Source organism: Streptomyces cadmiisoli (genome assembly GCF_003261055.1).
Lineage (GTDB): Bacteria > Actinomycetota > Actinomycetes > Streptomycetales > Streptomycetaceae > Streptomyces > Streptomyces cadmiisoli.
Genome location: NZ_CP030073.1, coordinates 112,964 through 130,541 on the forward strand (window position 1 = coordinate 112,964; position 17,578 = coordinate 130,541).

The window sequence follows — 17,578 nt, forward strand, 5'->3', positions numbered from 1 at the left end:
TCTTGTGAGCATGCAGGGGGAATGGGCTGGGGAGTTGGTCGGGCCGGATGTGTGGGAGACCTGCCGGGAGTTGATCCCGGCCGGGAGTGTGTTCGCGTTCCTGGCCGAACATCGCGAGGCGCTGTTCCCGCCGTCGATGTTCGCGGACATGTATCCCTCGTCCAACGGGCGGCCGAGTCTGCCGCCGCAGGTGCTGGCCGCGACGGTGGTGTTGCAGAGCCTGCAGGGGCTGTCGGATTTCGAGACGGTCCAGGAACTGCGGTGTGACCTGCGGTGGAAGGCCGCTTGCGGGCTCGGGCTGTACGACATGGCGTTCGATCCGTCGCTGCTGACGTACTTCCGGCGTCGGCTGCGTCATTCGGCCGATCCGATGCGGATCTTCACCAAGGTCAAAGAGGTCGTGGCCGCGACCGGTGTGCTCAAGGGCAGGCAGCGGCGGGCGCTGGACTCCACCGTGCTCGATGACGCGGTGGCCACCCAGGACACCGTCACCCAGATCATCTCCGCGATCCGCCGGGTGATCCGCGAGGTTCCCGGCGCGGAGGAGGTGGCCGCGGGGCACTGCCGGGCGCACGACTACACCGACCCGGGCAAGCCGAGGATCGCCTGGGACGACGAGTCGGCCCGCGCCGCGCTGGCCGACGCGCTGGTCACCGACGCCCTCAACCTGCTCGGGCGCCTGCCCGAGCAGAACCTGGGCGAGAAGGCGGCGAACGCGGTCGGCCTGCTGGCCCTGGTCGCCGGCCAGGACGTGGAACCCGCCGAGGACTCCGACGGGCGCGATGGCCGCTGGCGTATCGCGAAGCGCACGGTGACGGACCGGGCGGTGTCCACCGTCGACCCCGACACACGGCACATCCACAAGAACCGCACCCGTCACCAGGACGGCTTTAAAGGGCATGCGTCCCCCATGGTGGAACACACAACCGTCGTGCATACCCTCGTCCGCGACAGGACTCACCGAGGTGGATGGGTCGAACACGACCCGACGGGATGCGCGGTGGTGCGGTGCTCATGCGGGCTGGACAGCGGCAGACCGGAAGCCCTGGCTGCGCAGATCGCGGACGATCACCGCAGGACGCCCGCGGAGGCACGCATGTGAGAAAACCGTGCTCGGCCGCCGGGCCGCTCGACAGTGATCAACAAATGTACGAGAGGCCCTCGCACAGGAACCAGCGTTTCACGTGGGAGAGATGAAACGTCCGGCCGGTCGGAGGGTGAAGTCGCGGAGACAGGTCCGCTTCGGCCGCTGAGCCAGGGGACTACATCGACCGCGGCGGGTGTAGCACCAGCAGCATCCTCACGTCGTCCCGGCGTTTCCCAGGAATAGCCTCGTGCTTCGCGTGCCGGGACAGACAGGCCGCCGGTTTGCCGCGGCCATCAATCGGTGGAGAGCGCCTCGAGGAGGTCGACGACCGTCGCATCGGACAGAGCGCGCGCCACGTCGGCCTGCGCGACCATGCTGACAAGGTCGTGACCGTCGATGACCGGCAGCCGGCGCACACGCTCGGCGAGCGTCGATCACACCCGGCGGACCCTGAGCAAGCGCACCGACCCACACCGGCACCACCGCCACGACCAGCTCATCTCGCACGCCACGGTGACCGCGGGCCGCTCCCACTGCTCCGACTGCGGCCGGAGTCGACTCCGCCGACCCGTTCCGCGATCGGCGGGCCGCTACGCCCCGGATGGTCGTACGCATGACTGTCGCCGGAGCTGGAAACCCGGCCCTCTGGCGAGAGCCGTCATGGTTCGCAGAGAGGACAGGCCATGTCCCAGGTTGAGGAATCCATCGAGGTCCACGTCCCCGTCCGCGCGGCGTACAACCAATGGACGCAATTCGAGGACTTTCCGCAGTTCATGGACGGTGTCGAGCGGATCGAGCAGCGCACGGACACCCTCACGCACTGGAAGACGAAGATCGGCGGGGTGGAGCGGGAGTTCGACGCGGAGATCACCGAGCAGATCCCGGATGAGCGGGTGGCCTGGAGCTCGGTCGGCGGACAGGCCCACCAGGCCGGTGTCGTCACCTTCCACTACATCGACGACCACACGACCAAGATCATGCTGCAGCTCGACTACGAGCCCGAGGGCCTGGCCGAGACCGTCGGGGACAAGCTCGGCTTCGTCAAGCGCCAGGCCACCGGTGACCTCGAGCGGTTCAAGGGGTTCATCGAGTCCCGCGGCGGCACCGAGACCGGCGCGTGGCGCGGCGAAGTCTGACTCCGATCAGCGATCAGCGATCAGCGATCAGCACGAGAAGGGGCGGGGCCATGCTCCAACGTTCCGCGCGGGTCGCCCTTCGCACTGGGCTCCGCAGGGGCGAACTCCTCGGCCTGCACTGGGAAGACCTCGACCTCGACGGCGGCACGGCCAGCATTCACCGCTCCCTCCAGCGCACCCGCACCGACGGGCTGACCGTCCTGCACACCAAGACCCGAGCCTCCGAACGCCGTATCGCCCTCCCCACTGAGTGCATCCACTCGCTGAAGAGCCACAGGAAGCGACAGCAGGAAGAGCGCCAGGCCGCCGGAGTGGGCTGGACGGACAGCGGGCTCGTCTTCACCACCCGAACCGGCAGCCCGACCCCGCCAACCTCACACGCCGCTTCGGCCGCCTCCTCAATCGGGCAGGGCTCCGGCACATCCGCTTCCACGACCTTCGCCACTCCACCGCCACCCTGCTCCTGGAGCAGGGCATTGACCTCGTCGTGATCAAGGAACTCCTCGGCCACGCCCACATCGGCGTCACCGCCACTGTCTACGCCCACGTCCGACTCCGCCTCCAGCGAGATGCCATCGACCTCCTCGGCCGCGCCCTTGACCGCCCCTGACATACGTACGGCAACGGCGGCGGACGCATGGTGTCCGCCGCCGTTGCCGTCAACTACTGCCGTCAGGGGCGCTCAGGAACGCCGGGCCACACAAGGGAAACCAAGCCAAATTCGCAATGGCAACCCTTCGTCGCGCGCTTCCGCTTTGCGCCGTCAGAAGCTCCCTGATGCGTACGCAGAGATCCGCAAGATCGTCGCTTCGTCCGCGACACCTCGAAGCCTTACGGAATCGGATTCGGCGGAGAACTGAAGCAAGCCGCTCTTTTGCACCTTCAGGTCACACAAAGAGTTGGTCGCCAGTCTGTCAATCGAGATCTCATGCAGACCGCCAAAGGAGACTTCGAGCTGAACCACGTTCATGCCATCGCGCCGCCATTTCGCAGGGGGCTGCCCTGGGAAAGTGGGAAGATCGAATCGCAGGCGAAGCGTAGGACCATTCGGACTCAAGCAGATCTCTTCGATGCGTACACCCTCGAGCGCAGGTACGTCTTCTCCGTAGATAGCCAGCACCGGCTTCGGGTTGCTGATGGCGTCAATCCACTGCAACTCAAATATCCTCTCTAGTACTCGTAATGCTGAGCCGTACCCGGGACTTTCCCAGTCCTTGGATTGCTGTACGGGCGGACATTGAAATGCGCCCCTTGATCGCCCACGCCCCCTTCGCCGTAGTAGTGGCCGTATGAATGATCCTGAATGATCACGCGATCGCCGCCGCCACGCGTGAATACGTATTCGCGGGTCATCACTCGAGTTCCGTCGGGATTCAAGATGTTTTCCCCCTTACGGTTCGTCATCGGCACCATGTTCAACTCGTCAGGCTGCTGGCCGTTCGGAATCCCAAGATCCCTCTTCGCCGCCCTGAAGGCCGAACTACGACTCGGAAGGGTCCGAACCTCGGGTACACAGTTGCTGTTGTGAACAAGTACCGGCGTGGTCCCAGCGAGCACATAGTACGTGTGCTACGCGGCCCCTCTCTACCTGCGTTTTCGCAGGTCAAGTGGTATTCGGTGGTCCGCTGAGGTACGGGTTCGGCCGGGGTTGTTCGTGGTTGTTGCCGTCACTACTGCCGTCAAGGGTCTTGGCGACCAGGCACGCCCGGTCGCCTCTCGGCGGTCGTTTGTCGGGGCGGCCCTCGGTATGCGGGCGGCGGGGCTTGTGCGTCGGTCAGCCTCGCCGCGTGGGAGCCGGGGCGGGAATGGTCGCCGGGGGTGGCCGGGGGCTTTGCTCCCCGCCGGAGGCGACGTCGGCCACCGCCCTCGGTGAGCCGGCGACGGGTGTTGAGGGTCGGCCCCCTGGTCGGCCCTGTGCCTGCGATCCGGCCGTAGGACGGTCGTAGGCGATAGCTTGCTGCGCAACGCGCCCGGACGCCATGCCTGCAACTTGTCTCCTATGGAGCCGTGTTGATCCAGGCTCATGCCCGAGACCGGCACCTCGATGCGGCTTGGCACGGGCGTCAGTACCTCGTCCTACTGCGGGTCGGTCGGCGACGGCGGCCAGCCTCGGCGGGCGGGGCCCGCCTTGAACCTCGAAGAGAAAATCTGAACGCACGCCCCGGGCCACGCGCCACGGCGGGTCAGTGGCCCCGGTCGCTGACGTCCGACTCCAAGGCCTCGACGCGGCCACGAAGGTCGGCGATCTGCTGAGCAGCCTCGGCCAGCGCTCGTTCCAGCGCCTCGACGCGGGCCGTCGTCCCGCCGGCGGGTGCGGTCGCCTCCGGACCGTCGGGGCCATCGGGGTAGTCGCGGTGGGCGACGAAGGCGCCCTTGCCGGGGCGGGAGACCGCCCACCCGTCCTGCTTCAGCAGGGCCATGGCCTTCTGCACGGTCAGGCTCGACGCCCCGAACTCCCGCATCAACACGGCCTGCGTCGGCAGCGCGTCACCCGGCCGCAGCCCACCGGAGCGGATCCGCTCGCGCACGGTCTCGGCGATGACCTCGAACGTCAGCGATACCCCGCCACCGGCCAGCCTGCGCCCGCGCCGCCCCACCACCACGCCGCTCACCCCGCTTTCCACGCCCTCTACCAGCACAATCCGGCCCGTCCAAACCGGGAAACCGGCCCCACACTACCCGCGTCCCACCGCCAGCAGAAAGGAATGAGGAGGGATGCACTTGAATGCGCCTGTCAGACGATGTTAACGTCACGCACCCGTCGGTGATCACCACCGCGCCCCGCCGACCATCCCCTGGTCCGGCCCCCGCGCCCAACTCCGAGGCGCCCCGTTCCCCTGTGAGCCGATCACTTCGGCCTGCCCACGTGCCCCGCGCCGTACCGCTTCCGCGTACTCGCCGAAAGGCCTCTTCTCGCATGTCCGCACAGCTCCAACTTCCGTACTCCACGACCGTTCCAGCCGCCTCGCGTCCGACGTCGCCGTTCACGGCACCGACCTGCCCGGCAGACGTCACCGCCTCTGCCGCTGCAGGGCGGGCGCTGGAGCGTCGCGCCAGGCTCACCGCCAAGCTGGCCAAGCTCGCCGCCACCGGCCAACTCCCACCCCTCGCACGGCAGATAGCCGGACTCGGCGGATGCGCGCACCCGATCCGCCTCACCGGGCACCGCACCCGCCTGGACACCGCGACCGGTGAGATCCTCGACCACTTCGACTCCAGTCGGCTCCCGGCAGGCGAACTGCTGGTCCGCTGCGGCAACCGTCGCGCGACCCGCTGTCCGGCCTGCTCCACCGTCTACCGCTACGACACCTACCAACTCATCGCCGCAGGCCTGCGCGGCGGCAAGACCGTCCCCGCCAGCGTTGCCGCCCACCCGCGCGTGTTCGCCACCCTCACCGCACCCGGCTTCGGGCCCGTCCACAACCAGCCCGACACCGGCCGCTGCCACTGCGGCCACTCCCACCCGGACGACGACCCGCTCCTGGGTACGCCGCTCGATCCCGAGCGGTACGACTACGCGGGCGCGGTGCTGTGGAACGCGCACGCCCCGGCCCTGTGGGCCCGCTTCACTACCCACCTGCGCCGCGAGATCGCCAAGGCCGCCGGGCTCACGCAACGGACCCTGCGGGACCACGCCACGCTCTCGTACGCGAAGGTGGCCGAGTACCAGAAACGGGGCCAGGTCCACTTTCACGCCGTCATCCGCCTCGACGGACCCACCGGCCCCACCAGCACCCCGCCCGCCTGGGCCAGCGTCCAGCTCCTCGACCACGCCGTCCGCGCTGCCGCCGCACGCACCCGCGTCCATCACGAGGGCGAACCGCCGAAGCAACCACAGCCCGCCAGGGACATCTCCGCGTCCCAGCCCGAAAACTCAGATCGGGCAGGACGGTTGGTATTCCGGTTCGGGCGACAGATCGACGTCCGCGCGATCCGCGGCACCGACTTCACCGGTAGCGGCCCGGTCACCGAGCGGCACGTCGCCGGCTACATCGCCAAGTACGCCACCAAGGGCGCCGAGACCACCACCGGCACCCTCGACCACCGACTCCGCCTCCTCGCCGAGCTGCACAAGTACGACATCACTGACCACGCCCGCCGCATGATCCACACAGCCTGGCACCTCGCCACCAACCGCCGGCACGCCCACCTCCGCCTGCGTCAATGGGCCCACATGCTCGGCTTCCGCGGCCACTTCTCCACCCGCACCCGCCGCTACTCCACCACCCTCGCCCACCTCCGAGCCGAACGCACCGCCTGGCGAACCGGCCGACCCGAAACCCAGACCCCAACCCCGGCGTCGGCTGAGAAGCCGTATCTCAACCGATCATGGAACGTGCGGGTCGAACAGGTTTCCCGCCGGGGTGATCTTCCCGTTGTGCGCGCATGAAGACAGGGCCTCTCGGTAGCTCGGGGATGCGAATCTAACCAAGCAATGCCGGGAGGCCCTGGTGTCGTTGTTGTACGCGTCCGAGCCCGTGCAGTTCAACTCGGCTGCTCTATCGTGTGATTGCCTCGCGCACGTGTACGGCAACGCGGCCGATCATCCCGATCGGGAACGCCGGTATCCGTCGGACATGACGGACTCGGAGTGGGCGGCCATCCGGCCGTTGCTGCCGGTGCCGGCCTGGCTCCAGGGCCGGGGCGGGCAGCCGGAAGCCTACTGCCACCGCCAACTGCTGGACGCGATCCGCTACCTGGTCGCGGGCGGTATCTCGTGGCGGGCGATGCCCGCGGACTTCCCCGCCTGGGGCCGGGTCTACGCCTTCTTCCGCCGCTGGCGCGAGCACGGGCTGATCACCGAGTTCCACGACCGGCTGCGCGGGAAGGTCCGTGAGCGCGAGGGCCGTGAGGCCGAGCCCACGGCGGGGATCATCGACGCGCAGTCGGTGCGGGCCGCCGCGACGGTGCCGGCCTCCTCACGCGGCTACGACGGCGGGAAGAAGGTGCCCGGGCGAAAGCGGCACATCGTGACCGACACGCTCGGCCTGCTCCTGGTCGTCGCGGTCACCGCCGCGAACATCGGCGACCGGGACGCCGCCACGGGCCTGCTGAGGCGGCTGCGCCGTCTGCACCGCGACATCACCCTCGTCTGGGCCGACGGCGGCTACACCGGCTCCCTCGTCGACTGGTGCCGTCAGAAACTCGCGCTGACCTTGGAGATCGTCAAGCGCACCGATGACATGGAGGGTTTCGTGGTGCTGCCCAGGCGCTGGGTGGCAGAGCGCACGTTCGCGTGGTTGATGCATTCGCGTCGGCTGGCCCGGGACTACGAGACGTTGCCGGCCAGCAGCGAGGCACTGATCCGGTGGTCGATGGTCACGCGGATGAGCCGGCGTCTGGCACGGCCACGGGCCGCCGGCCGACGCTGAACGCCCCCGACGTCTCCTGCACGAGCCACCCGCGCTCCGCCAGGCGCCGGGCCTTCGAGCGCACCCCCTCGACCTTCGCCGACGTTGTCTCCAAGCCCAGCAAAGCCGTGATCTCCCTGGCCTTCAGCGACCCCTGGTCCGCCGGCTGCCGCTCCTCCAGCACACCAAGAATCCGCTGGTAGTCCGGCGCCAGCACCCTCACCGGCAGTCCTTCGCGCCAAGGCGGCACGATCGAACCCGGCACCGGCGAGAGCGCGGTTTCCTGCTCTGCCTCGGTCTCGGTCACGGCGGTGGTCTCGGCAGCCGAAGCTGCCAGGGCCTCGACCAGTTCCTCCCGCGCGATCACCCGCCGGTCCAGGTCGATCTCTGCGGCCTCCAACACCCCAGCCAGCCGCGCGACTTCCTCCCGCAGCCCTTCCACCCGCACCCGGGCTGCTGTCTCCCGCTCCTCCAGAATTCCCAGCACCGACGCCATCGCGCACCCCTCGATCACGGAGCCGAAACAAGACGCCGCATGCCTCCCTCATTCTGAGCTAGACCATGCCTGACCAGCGAAAATCAAGCGATCATGTTCGGTTGAGATACGGCTTCTGAGACGCAGACCGGCCAGACGGACGGCAGTCAGGTCAGCAACGACGCCGGACACCCCACTGACCTGGCCGCCGGTCGCCGTCCCGGTGGCCGCAATATCGACGGTCAAGGCGTGGATTCGGACACGACGCTGGTCATCTCCCACTGGCAGTTCGCCGGAACCGGCCTCCTGCCCGAACTCGAACACCTCGCCGACCTCCTGGCCGCAAAACGGCAGACCCAACCCGAGCAACCGACCCGAACCCGACGCTCGAAGCGCTCCGGTGACCGCGACGGTCAGTCCGGTCACCCGGTCGGTCACTCCACTGATCGGCTGACCAGCACTGTCCGGACGGGGGCCCTCGCGTGACCGCCGGCACCGAACTCCTCACCGTCCCCCAGGTCATGGAACGCCTCCAACTCGGCCGCACCGCCGTCTACGACCTCATCCGCACCCGGCAACTCCCCTCCCTCACCCTCGGCCGCGCCCGCCGCATCCCCACCCACGCCCTCACCGACTTCATCCACACCCGCCTCGACCAGGAAGCCGCCGCCTGATGGCCACACCCCGCGACACCCCCGCCTGTCGCCGCACCCGCGCCAACGGCGACGGAACCGTCTACCAACGCAAGGACAGCCGCTGGGAAGCCGCCGGATACGTCCTCGCCCCCGGCAACACCCGCAAGCGCGTCCGCGTCTACGGCACCACCCGCAAGGAAGCCCTGGCCAAGCTCACCGAGAAGATCGCAGCCAGCAACCGCGGCCTCCCCGTCTCTTCCGCTCAGGGCAGCGTGGCCGCGTACCTGACGTACTGGCTGGAGAACGTCGCCGTCCACCACCTTCGCGAGAACACCCACACGCGATACGCCGCCTGCGTCGACCAGTACCTGATCCCCGGCCTGGGCAAGAAGAGGCTCACCAAGATCACCGCCAAGGACGTCCGCACCTGGCTCAACCAGCTCCGCACCACCTGCCAGTGCTGCACCCGCGGCCTCGACACCGCCCGCGACCAGCCCCGCTGCTGCGCCGCCGGAGCATGCTGCTCCAAGCGGCTCTCCCCACTGACGCTCACGTACATCCACTCCGTACTCAAGTCCGCCTTGGAGCACGCCGTCCGCGAGGAAGAGATCCCGCGCAACGTCGCCCGCAACGTCCGCACCGGCACACCCCGGCCCCGACGCTTCGAACCCCTCTCCGCCGACGAAGCCCGCCAGCTCCTCACCACCACGCAAGATCACCGGTTGCACGCGCTGTTCGAACTCGCCCTCCACACCGGACTGCGCAAGGGCGAACTCCTCGGCCTTCGCTGGGAAGACCTCGACCTCGGCTCGGGCACCGCCGCCATCCGTCGCACCCTTCAGCGCACCAGCGCAGGCGGGCTCACCACACTGCCCACCAAGACCCGGGCCTCCGAGCGCCGCATCGCCCTCCCCACCCGCTGCATCCAGTCGCTGAAGCACCACCACGAACAGCAGCAGCACGAGCGTGAGGCCGCAGGCACCACGTGGCAGCACAACGGGCACGTCTTCACCACTCCCCAGGGCAGGCCGATCGACCCGACCAACCTCACCCGCACCTTCACCACGCTCCTCCGCCGCGCCGGCCTCCGCCGCATCCGCTTCCACGACCTCCGGCACTCGACCGCGACCCTGCTCCTGGAACAGGGCGTCGAACTCGTCGTCATCAAGGAACTTCTCGGCCACGCCCACATCGGCGTCACCGCCACCGTCTACGCCCACGTCCGACTCCGCCTCCAGCGAGACGCCATCAACACCCTCAGCACCGCGCTCGACAGCCCGAAGACCACCGAGACGGCACGCTCCGATGGCGACGAACCGCCGCCCCGGAACGCCTTCGTCCGCTGACGTTGCCGTCAACTACTGCCGTCACCCCACGCAAAAGCCCCACCAGGACACGCCTGGCGGGGCTTCAGATTTGCATGAGCGATCACATCACGGCAGTTAACTCCCACCACCGAGTGGCAGATCCGGCAGGCCATCCAAGAGAGCCCTCACCTCATCCTTGGTCGCCCCTACGCGCGTCTGAAAGTCGCGGTCATCTCCGGTCTCAAGCGCTTCCATCATCAGCGCTTGAACCAGGAAGAATTCCGCTCTAGGCATCGTGATCACGATCTGCTCCCCGCGATCTTCTACGTGCATCAAAATCGCCCTCTCACTCCGATCTGAAGTTCCTGGTGAAGTACCTATACCCCTCTTGAGGTGCGAAGACAGTACCACCGTCCCTCGACCTGGGGTTGCGGATCACAATTACTCCGTTCCGCCAATAAGCAGACGCACCATCGGATCGCACGCGACGCTCGCCGTTCAGGATTACACCTTCAATCATGTCGGCGAATTGTGCGCGGGTCCGAATTCCGGGGAACTCCCCCTGCTCTACAACATGCTTCTGGAAAGCATGGCCGTCCGCTCCAGCGAGCTCCTCCGCTGCGAGCCGAGCTTGAAGTCGGGGGCCATCCGCAACGTTGCAGCCGCCGGAATTGTGAACGAGTACTGGCGTAGCCCCCGCCAGCACATAGTACGTGTGCAGGTCGTCAACCGTCAGGTTGTAGGTAGTCGCCGCCCTGGTGAAGGCCTTGTTGTCCGTGATGATAACGGTCGTGCCATCATCGGTTAGGAGCGTCATCCCTGGCGTGAGGTTCGCTGCGTCAACCCAAGCGTCTTGCGATGGAGACCAGAAGGGGTGCTCGTGGGTCGCCGTGAGCTTTTCGATACCATCTTCTGTGGCAATCGACAAATCGTTGAAATGCTTGTCGTGCCTGGTGACAATCAGATGGGTGACTTTGCGGGGTCCGCTTTCGCCGGTTTCGGGATCCGCGGCTTGAACGGTGTCGCCGACTATGACGTCTTCGATGGCTTTGCTTGAACCATCCGCCATGAGTACGCCCGTTCCGGCCAAGAAGCAATTGTTACAATTCGCTCCAACTCTTGCGCGACCGCCCTTATACCAACGAATCCCCGGCCTCGCCGCAAAGAATCCCAGAGAACCACCAGTCATGCCCGTCTCTACGCCGAATTTATAGAGATGGTTTCTTGTGTCGCACAAGGAGTCACCTTCAAGGCACGGCAAGTCAGGAATCGGCACCTCGTCGGCTGACGACGCTACCGAAGAACAACTACTTGCCGTCGCCCAAACGCATACACCGTTCGTTGACTGGTACTGATAAGTCGGCGGCGTAGTGTTATAGACCGTTGACTTCGTTCGGTTGCCAGGCCTTCCACTGTTAGCTGTTCCACCGGGACTGCTGTAGCTCTCACCGTTCTCCGCGTAGAGCGTGTTAGCAGACTTTGTGGGTTTGCCAGGTTCGTGCCCCGGGGTGGTGTTCTGATAGTCGGGACTCGGGCGAGTCGGGCAATCGAGATCTGAACACAGGCCTGTGGGGTCTGAGTTGGTGATGGGGCTGTTGCTGCTGTAGGCGTACCCGTTCATCTGCAGGGGGTTTGCGATGTCGATGATGGGGTCGGCGGAGAGGAAGCGGCCCGAGTTCTGGTCGTATTCGCGCGCTCCGATGTGGGTCAGGCCCGTGGCCTGGTCGTCGATGCCGACGCCGAGGTAGGTGCGCTTGTTCGGCCAGGTAGTCGGTTTGGTGCCGCGGAGTTCGCCGTACGGTTTGAACTCACGGCGGGTCATGGGCTGAGTGGTGGAGAGTTCGACTGCTGTGTTGGCTGTGCCGAGGTGGTCGGCTATGAGGACGTTGAGTTTGTGGCCTGTTGTGGCGCCGTTGTTTGTTGTGCGGACGACCGTGGGGGCGCCTGGCTGTGTGTAGGAGCGGGAGGCGCGGGTGATGGTGCCGCTGGCGTTGGTGGTGAGTTCGGTTTCGCCCAGGTACAGGGTGGAGCCGGACGGAGAGTTCTCGAGGAGGCGGTTGCCGCCGGCGTCGTAGACGTATGTGGTCTTCGTGCCGTCGTCCGTGATGGAGTCGAGCTTGTTCTCCTGTGTCCAGACCAGGCTCTGCGATGTGTCGTGCAGGTTCCGGATTTCGGTGTTGCCGGTGGCGTCGTACCGGTAGGTGCTGTTCTTCCCGGCTGGCGTGGAGGCGATCGACGTCATCGTGTGCGGCTGGGCCGTGGCCGCGGCCGTGGTGCCGTTGTTGGTGACGGTCTTGCCGTATCCGTAGGTGTATTTGGTGTTCTTCGACGGGTCGGCTGTGTCGTGTTCGGTCATGGTGGCCCGGTTGCCGATCCAGTCGAAGGTGAAGGACTGGCGGTAGGCGGTCGTGCCGGTGGACAGCGTGGTCGCGTCAGGAGCTGCAGCGGCCAGAGATGCTGCTAGGGAGGTGTCGGGCGTCTCCGCGTCCGTCTGTGCGTCAGGTGCGTCCGCGACGGGGCCGGAGGAGTTCTGGTAGTTGGTGCGGTGGCCCCATGTGGTGCCGTTGGCTGCTTTGCAGCCGGTGGCGTTGCCGGTGGGCGTCATGTTGGACGTCCAGGCGTGGGCGAGTTCGCCCATGACGTCGTAGGTGAAGCACTGGGTGTCCCAGACGCCTTGGGCTGCGTCGCCGTGGTTGCGGCTGTTGGAAGTGATCAGGCCGGATGCGTCGTAGGAGTAGTAGCTGTCGGTGATGCGGTGGGGGCCTGAGGTTTCGCGGTCGGTGACGGTGCGCTGCAGGCGGCCGGTGTGGGGGTCGGTGAAGTTGGTCGTCCACACGCGGTGGGGCTGGGGTCCGGAGACGGTGCGCAGTACTTCGCCGTACGGGGAGTGGGTGGCGTCGGCTGTGTACCAGGTCAGGCCGGAGGTGGACTCCGGTAGCCCGTCGCTGGTGTAGCGGTTGACGACTTTCTCCTTTGCCAGGCCGCCTGCGGCCGGCAGCGTGACGGACTGGAGTTTGCCCGTCGGGGTGTAGGTGTAGGTGTTGGCGTAGGTACCGGCCAGGCCCGTGGTCATCGAGTTGGCCGGGATGACCGTCTCGGTGCCGGTGGGGCGGTATTCCGTGTCGTAACCGGTGATGCGGTTGGTGTAGTCGCCGGTGTCGGTGTGCCGCTTGGAGGTGTAGGGCTGGCCGATGCCGCCGGGCGCGTCGTCGTAGGTGTATTCCTTGACCGGGGTGGAGGTTGCGGAACCTTCCCTGACCTTGGTGACGCGGCCGAGGAGGTCGTATTCGGTGAACGTCTCCTGCTGGCGGGCGTTCTTGATGTGGTTGGGGCGGTCAGCCGTGTCGTACCCGGTGTCCGTGGTGCCGGTGTCGGGGTCGGTGGCGGAGGTGAGGCGGCCCCGGGCGTCGTACTCGTACGTCCAGGTGTTGCCTGCCGGGTCGACGACACCGGTGCGGTGGCCACGGGCGTCGTACTCGTAGGCTGTCACGCGCCCGTTGTTGCTGGTGTCGTCGGAGTAGTGGCGGATCGAGGTGACTCTGCCGAGAGTGTCGGTGTAGGTGCGGGTCCGCGGGGCGGTTGAGCCGGCCGGATTGACGTATGTGCTGGTGTCGTAGTACGTCGTGTGGGCGGCGTGCACATAGGTGCCGCTGTGGTAGGTCGCCACACGGACGGGCCGCTCCAGGCCGTCGTAGCGGTGGTGAAGCCAGCTTGGTATCAGTGACAGTGACTTGGGTGCAAACAGTTCGGTGACGGGTTCCCCCTTGGCGAGGTAGCCGGCTGTCTGCTCGTGGACCAGACCGTGGTCGTTGTACGTCGTGCCGGTGATGATCCGGCCGGGACCGTGGGCCTCGGACTGTGTCTGCACTGGGCGCAGCAGGCCGTCGTAGATCGTCACCTGCGTGCTGTAGGTGCCGTCGTCCTTGAGTGTCCGGGTCGTGACGGCAGGGGGCAGGGCCTTGCTCGGAGTGGCGGCTGCCGTCTGGTAGGCGATCTCGACGTTCGGTGACTGGTTACCGGAGGAGCGGGACGGCGACCAGCCCTTGATCAGACGGCCGAGAGCGTCGTACTCGTTGCGGCTCACCCGGCCGTTGGCGTCGGTGACCGTCAGCGCGAGGCTGCGGCCCGGGTCCAAGGTCGTGGTGACCGTGTGCCCCTTGGCGTTGATCACCTTCATGGAGGTGACCGGGCCGCCCTCGTCGGCGGGGGTGTACTGGGTCTCGGTCACACCGGCACCCGGCTTGGTGATCTTCCGGATACGGCCGAGGGGGTCGTATGTGCTCGTGGTGACAACGGAGTTGGATATTCCGTCTCCGTTGGCCTCGGCGGACGATGTGACAAGGCCCTTGGTCGGCGTCTGTCCGTGGCCCAGGCCGTCGTAGCTGAGCTGCACGTCCTTGATGAGCCGGGTCTTGGGGTCCGCGGTGTCGTGGGCAGCGCAGGTCGTTCCCGTACTCCGCTGCTTCTTCGGCAAGCCGATCAGCCACGTGGTCGTGTTGTGTACATACGACGTGACCGTGCATGTCTGCTCGGACAGCGTCTCGCCGGTGCCGTTCGGCTTGACCACGGCCGTCTCGACCTGGGTCGGCAGGCCATAGGTGTCGTCGACCTCGGTCAGTGTCCTGACAGCGCGCCAGCTCGAATCGGCTTTCTGGATCTCATCCGTGCGCTTGATGCCGGTGCGGTGGGCCAGCAGCGGCTCCAGTTCGGTGCCGTTCTCCGCCTCCCGAGGACGGGACGCGGTCTGCTTCGACCAGGGAAAGTTCAGCGTGCGCTTGGCAATCGGCCTGATTCCGTCCGGGTCCTTGCTCGAGTCCTTGTAGGTGATGCTTTCTGCTGTCATGCCCGCGTACTGCGGAGCATCGTCGGCGAGCAGGGTGTAGGCCTGTGTGGAGTCCTTGACCGCTCCGCCCACGCCCTGGAAGTAACGGGTCTCCGAGTAGGACTGGGACTGCGTGATGCCCGCCGTCGTCGAGCTGGACTTGCTGCCCTTGGTGGCGGCTACCTGGCGGTAGCCGCGCCAGTCGCTGTAGGTGTGCAGTGCCGTGCGGGTGAACTCGTCGTCGCTCTTGGCCCAGGCGGGACCGGTGTAGGCGTACTGCGTGGTGACGGGTCTGCCGTGCGAGGTGACCTTGTCCGTCTCGGTCACCGAGTCGACGACGTATTTGTTGAACCACGCTTTGGCCGGCGTCTTCTCGTCTCCGTCCGGCGACCAGCGCACGGGATAGCAGGTGCCGTTGTCTTCGCCCTTGTCCTCGGCAGGTTCGCTCGCACAGCCGCCCGTGTACTCGATCTCGATGTCGGCGCCGTTCGAGGTGGAGATGGTCCCGATGCGCGGGCGGGTGTAGCCGGGACGCTGATCCGCCTTGCCGTTCGTCACCAGGTTGGGCAGCTGACGGTCCAGGAGGCGGGCTTGCATCTCCTTGGGTGCCTGGGTGCCGACGGTGTACTGGGTGAAGCTGATGCCGTCTTTGGACTGGAGGGTGCCGGTGTTGTCGCCGGGGGCGTAGCCGGTGCGGGTGATGGAGTTGAGCCACAGGCCGGGTGAGGTGTCGTACCAGTCCTCAGGGAACGACTGCCGGAGTGTGTACTGGTCGACTTTGCCGAGACCGGTCTGCCCGGCACGGGCGGCCTTCGTCGTCACCGTGTCCAGGCGCAGCTGCGTCCAGAAGGAGGGGAAGGCGGGGCACAGGTCGGAGGTTGACTTGCAGTTGAGGTTGCCGGGCGTGTCCCACCAGGGGCGGTAGGCGCCAGGGTCGTCGGTCTTGGCGAAGTTGTCCGGATCGCAGGCGGTGTCGGATCTCAGGCAGCGCTGCTTGGCCCCGAAGTCCACGGTGGCCGACGGCTTGGTCAGGCTGTCGGGGCGCATGCCGTATTCGATAGAGGCGGGGTAGGCGTAGCGGTCGTAGCGCTCCGGGGACGTGAACTTCTTGCGGACGGCGTAGTAGTTCGTCTCCTGCTTCCAGTTGACGATCATTGTGTTGCCGTGGACGTCGACGACCTTGTCCAGGCCCCAGCGCCAGGCCTGCTGCTTGCCCGTGCCGCATCGCGAGTCCGCGAAGGAGTTCGTGTGGCAGGGCTCGTTGGGGTGGTTGCCGAAGACGGGGACCGTGGAGACGGAACCGGTGTCGGCGTGGCCCCCGCCGACCTGGTTGAGTCCGTAGTAGTAGCGGGTGCCGTCGGTGGTGGTGACGACCCAGTACTCGCCGTTGTTGTCGCCGTTGGTGCCGCCGACACGGCGCTCGACCCGGGTGCCGTCGTCCTGCTGCGGACGGTATACCTCGGTGTCCTGTTCGGGGTTACTGCCGGAGGCGGCGTCCCGCACCAGTTCAGTGGTCTTGCCACGCAGGGACATCACGGCGTTGTACGAGACCCAGCACAGGTCAGTCGTCTTGTCCTTCGTGGCCGTGTTGTTCGGAGTGCCGGCGGTGAGCGTCTTACGGTCGTCCTGGCAGGTGCGGTAGCGGCGTTCGATGTGGCCGGGATCGTAGGACCAGCCCTCCCCGATCCATGAGCTCTGGGGTGAGGAAACGGCCGTACGACCATCCACCGTCTGCGAGTTGTAGTCGAAGGAGACCGACGGCGTAGGACCTGCGGGCGGACTCGGCACGGTCAGGGGATAGGACCAGGTGAACGCACCCGATGATCCTCCCGCCTGCCACTTCCCGTCAGCCGCCAGTGGGGTTGCCGTGAAGGAGCCGCCGGCGCCCTTGCCGGAGTCGATCGCGCCGACGACCGCCGTACTGGCAGCGGCCGCTGCGGAAGTTGCGGTGTCCTTCCGGTAGCCGGCTTGGACCACACCAGAGTTCTTCTCCGGAGTCCCATCAGCCGACGCTGGCGTCGCTCCTGTGTCCGCCGCCGGGTCGATCGTGGCGGTGAGGGACTTGGACGCCGTGTCGTTGAGTGTCTCAAGTTCTTCGTACGTCTGGCACGCCTCGTCGTTCGGCGTCGTCAGATAGCAGTCGGGGAACTGGACGAAGCGCAGCCGGGAAGCCCAGTCGGCGCCGTAGAGCAGTTCGAACTTGGCGTAGTCCAGCCTGGCCGAGACCGGGACAGCGCCGGCATCGGGTGCCTGCACCACCAGCACGGCACCATCCACGCCTTGGCTGATCTCCTCGGCGCGGTCGGGAATGCTGACGTGCCAGGTGCCCGTCGGAGCTGGATGGCCGCTCGCCTGGCCGAGACTGACAGGGAGGGAGCCAACGGGGGTCAGCCCGGCGGCCTGGGCTGCCGAGTTTGTCTTTTGAGCCGAAGCGGAGCCCGCGCTTGAGCCGAACGGGACCGAGCCATTCAGGTTGGACGGGGGATTCACGGTGTTGGTGGGCGCCGCGAGCATCTCCGCGGGAACCCGGGCCCTGAGAGCCGCCAAGTTCCGCTTGGCCACCGTGCCGGGCACGGGCTCTTCATCCTCGAGTTTCTCGAGCGTCAGCGATTCCCGGCCAGTTTCCGCCTTCGCCGGATCCGGAGGCAGCGCGAACGATTGCGCGGGCAGCAATCCCACAAACAACGCGGCCGCAACGACAGGCACCACGGTGCGTGCCAGACGACGATGGCGAGCAGAAGGCAGTCGATCGAACACGGCGAGGT

The 17,578-nt window shown here is 66.8% G+C and carries 11 protein-coding genes and 3 pseudogenes; 7 read left to right on the top strand and 7 right to left on the bottom strand.

The features are described from left to right. Positions 1–10: 10 nt before the first annotated feature. Positions 11–985, top strand: a pseudogene (locus tag DN051_RS00590) (transposase); the annotation flags it as partial. Between the two features lie 395 nt (positions 986–1,380). Here DN051_RS00590 and DN051_RS00595 read toward each other — a convergent pair. Continuing rightward, positions 1,381–1,512 (bottom strand): annotated as a pseudogene (locus DN051_RS00595) (CBS domain-containing protein); the annotation flags it as partial. Between the two features lie 258 nt (positions 1,513–1,770). Between DN051_RS00595 and DN051_RS00600 the strand changes: the two are divergent. Both DN051_RS00600 and DN051_RS00605 read left to right on the top strand, forming a co-directional pair. Continuing rightward, positions 1,771–2,223, top strand: coding sequence for an SRPBCC family protein (locus DN051_RS00600; RefSeq protein WP_112437573.1), 453 nt, complete (start codon positions 1,771–1,773; stop codon positions 2,221–2,223). A gap of 71 nt (positions 2,224–2,294) precedes the next feature. Continuing rightward, a pseudogene (locus tag DN051_RS00605) lies at positions 2,295–2,833 on the top strand (site-specific integrase); the annotation flags it as partial. 153 nt (positions 2,834–2,986) lie between these two features. Here DN051_RS00605 and DN051_RS00610 read toward each other — a convergent pair. The 3 genes from DN051_RS00610 to DN051_RS00620 form a co-directional block, all read right to left on the bottom strand. After that, positions 2,987–3,379 (bottom strand): Imm50 family immunity protein, encoded by a 393-nt coding sequence (locus tag DN051_RS00610; protein WP_162624738.1) that lies wholly within the window; start codon positions 3,377–3,379, stop codon positions 2,987–2,989. Between the two features lie 14 nt (positions 3,380–3,393). Continuing rightward, positions 3,394–3,627 (bottom strand): HNH/endonuclease VII fold putative polymorphic toxin, encoded by a 234-nt coding sequence (locus DN051_RS00615; protein WP_246040797.1) that lies wholly within the window; start codon positions 3,625–3,627, stop codon positions 3,394–3,396. Between the two features lie 779 nt (positions 3,628–4,406). Beyond that, on the bottom strand, positions 4,407–4,835 hold the full coding sequence (locus tag DN051_RS00620) for a winged helix-turn-helix domain-containing protein (protein WP_246040796.1): 429 nt from the start codon (positions 4,833–4,835) through the stop codon (positions 4,407–4,409). 305 nt (positions 4,836–5,140) lie between these two features. On the opposite strand from DN051_RS00620, the gene DN051_RS00625 reads away from it, so the two are divergent. Next, positions 5,141–6,613: a replication initiator gene (locus DN051_RS00625; protein WP_246040795.1), complete on the top strand. Its 1,473-nt coding sequence runs from the start codon at positions 5,141–5,143 to the stop codon at positions 6,611–6,613. Positions 6,614–6,800: 187 nt separating this feature from the next. Further along, a complete protein-coding gene (locus DN051_RS00630; RefSeq protein WP_112441909.1) occupies positions 6,801–7,595 on the top strand; it encodes an IS5 family transposase in 795 nt (264 codons plus the stop codon). Here the strand turns inward: DN051_RS00630 and DN051_RS00635 are convergent. Both DN051_RS00635 and DN051_RS44705 read right to left on the bottom strand, forming a co-directional pair. Then, positions 7,543–8,070, bottom strand: a complete 528-nt coding sequence (locus DN051_RS00635) for a hypothetical protein (RefSeq protein ID WP_112441911.1) — start codon at positions 8,068–8,070, stop codon at positions 7,543–7,545. The genes DN051_RS00630 and DN051_RS00635 overlap by 53 nt on opposite strands. A gap of 48 nt (positions 8,071–8,118) precedes the next feature. Beyond that, entirely contained in the window at positions 8,119–8,475 is a 357-nt protein-coding gene (locus tag DN051_RS44705) for a hypothetical protein (protein ID WP_162624740.1), read from the bottom strand. Between the two features lie 56 nt (positions 8,476–8,531). Here DN051_RS44705 and DN051_RS00645 point away from each other — a divergent pair, with 56 nt between their 5' ends. Beyond that, positions 8,532–8,723 (top strand): helix-turn-helix domain-containing protein, encoded by a 192-nt coding sequence (locus tag DN051_RS00645; protein ID WP_112437576.1) that lies wholly within the window; start codon positions 8,532–8,534, stop codon positions 8,721–8,723. Continuing rightward, complete coding sequence (locus DN051_RS00650; RefSeq protein WP_112437577.1) at positions 8,723–10,030, top strand: tyrosine-type recombinase/integrase; 1,308 nt, start codon at positions 8,723–8,725, stop codon at positions 10,028–10,030. The genes DN051_RS00645 and DN051_RS00650 overlap by 1 nt, the downstream gene beginning before the upstream one ends. Positions 10,031–10,337: 307 nt before the next feature. Here the strand turns inward: DN051_RS00650 and DN051_RS00660 are convergent, their stop codons facing one another. After that, complete coding sequence (locus DN051_RS00660) at positions 10,338–17,570, bottom strand: polymorphic toxin-type HINT domain-containing protein (protein ID WP_246040794.1); 7,233 nt, start codon at positions 17,568–17,570, stop codon at positions 10,338–10,340. Positions 17,571–17,578: the final 8 nt, after the last annotated feature.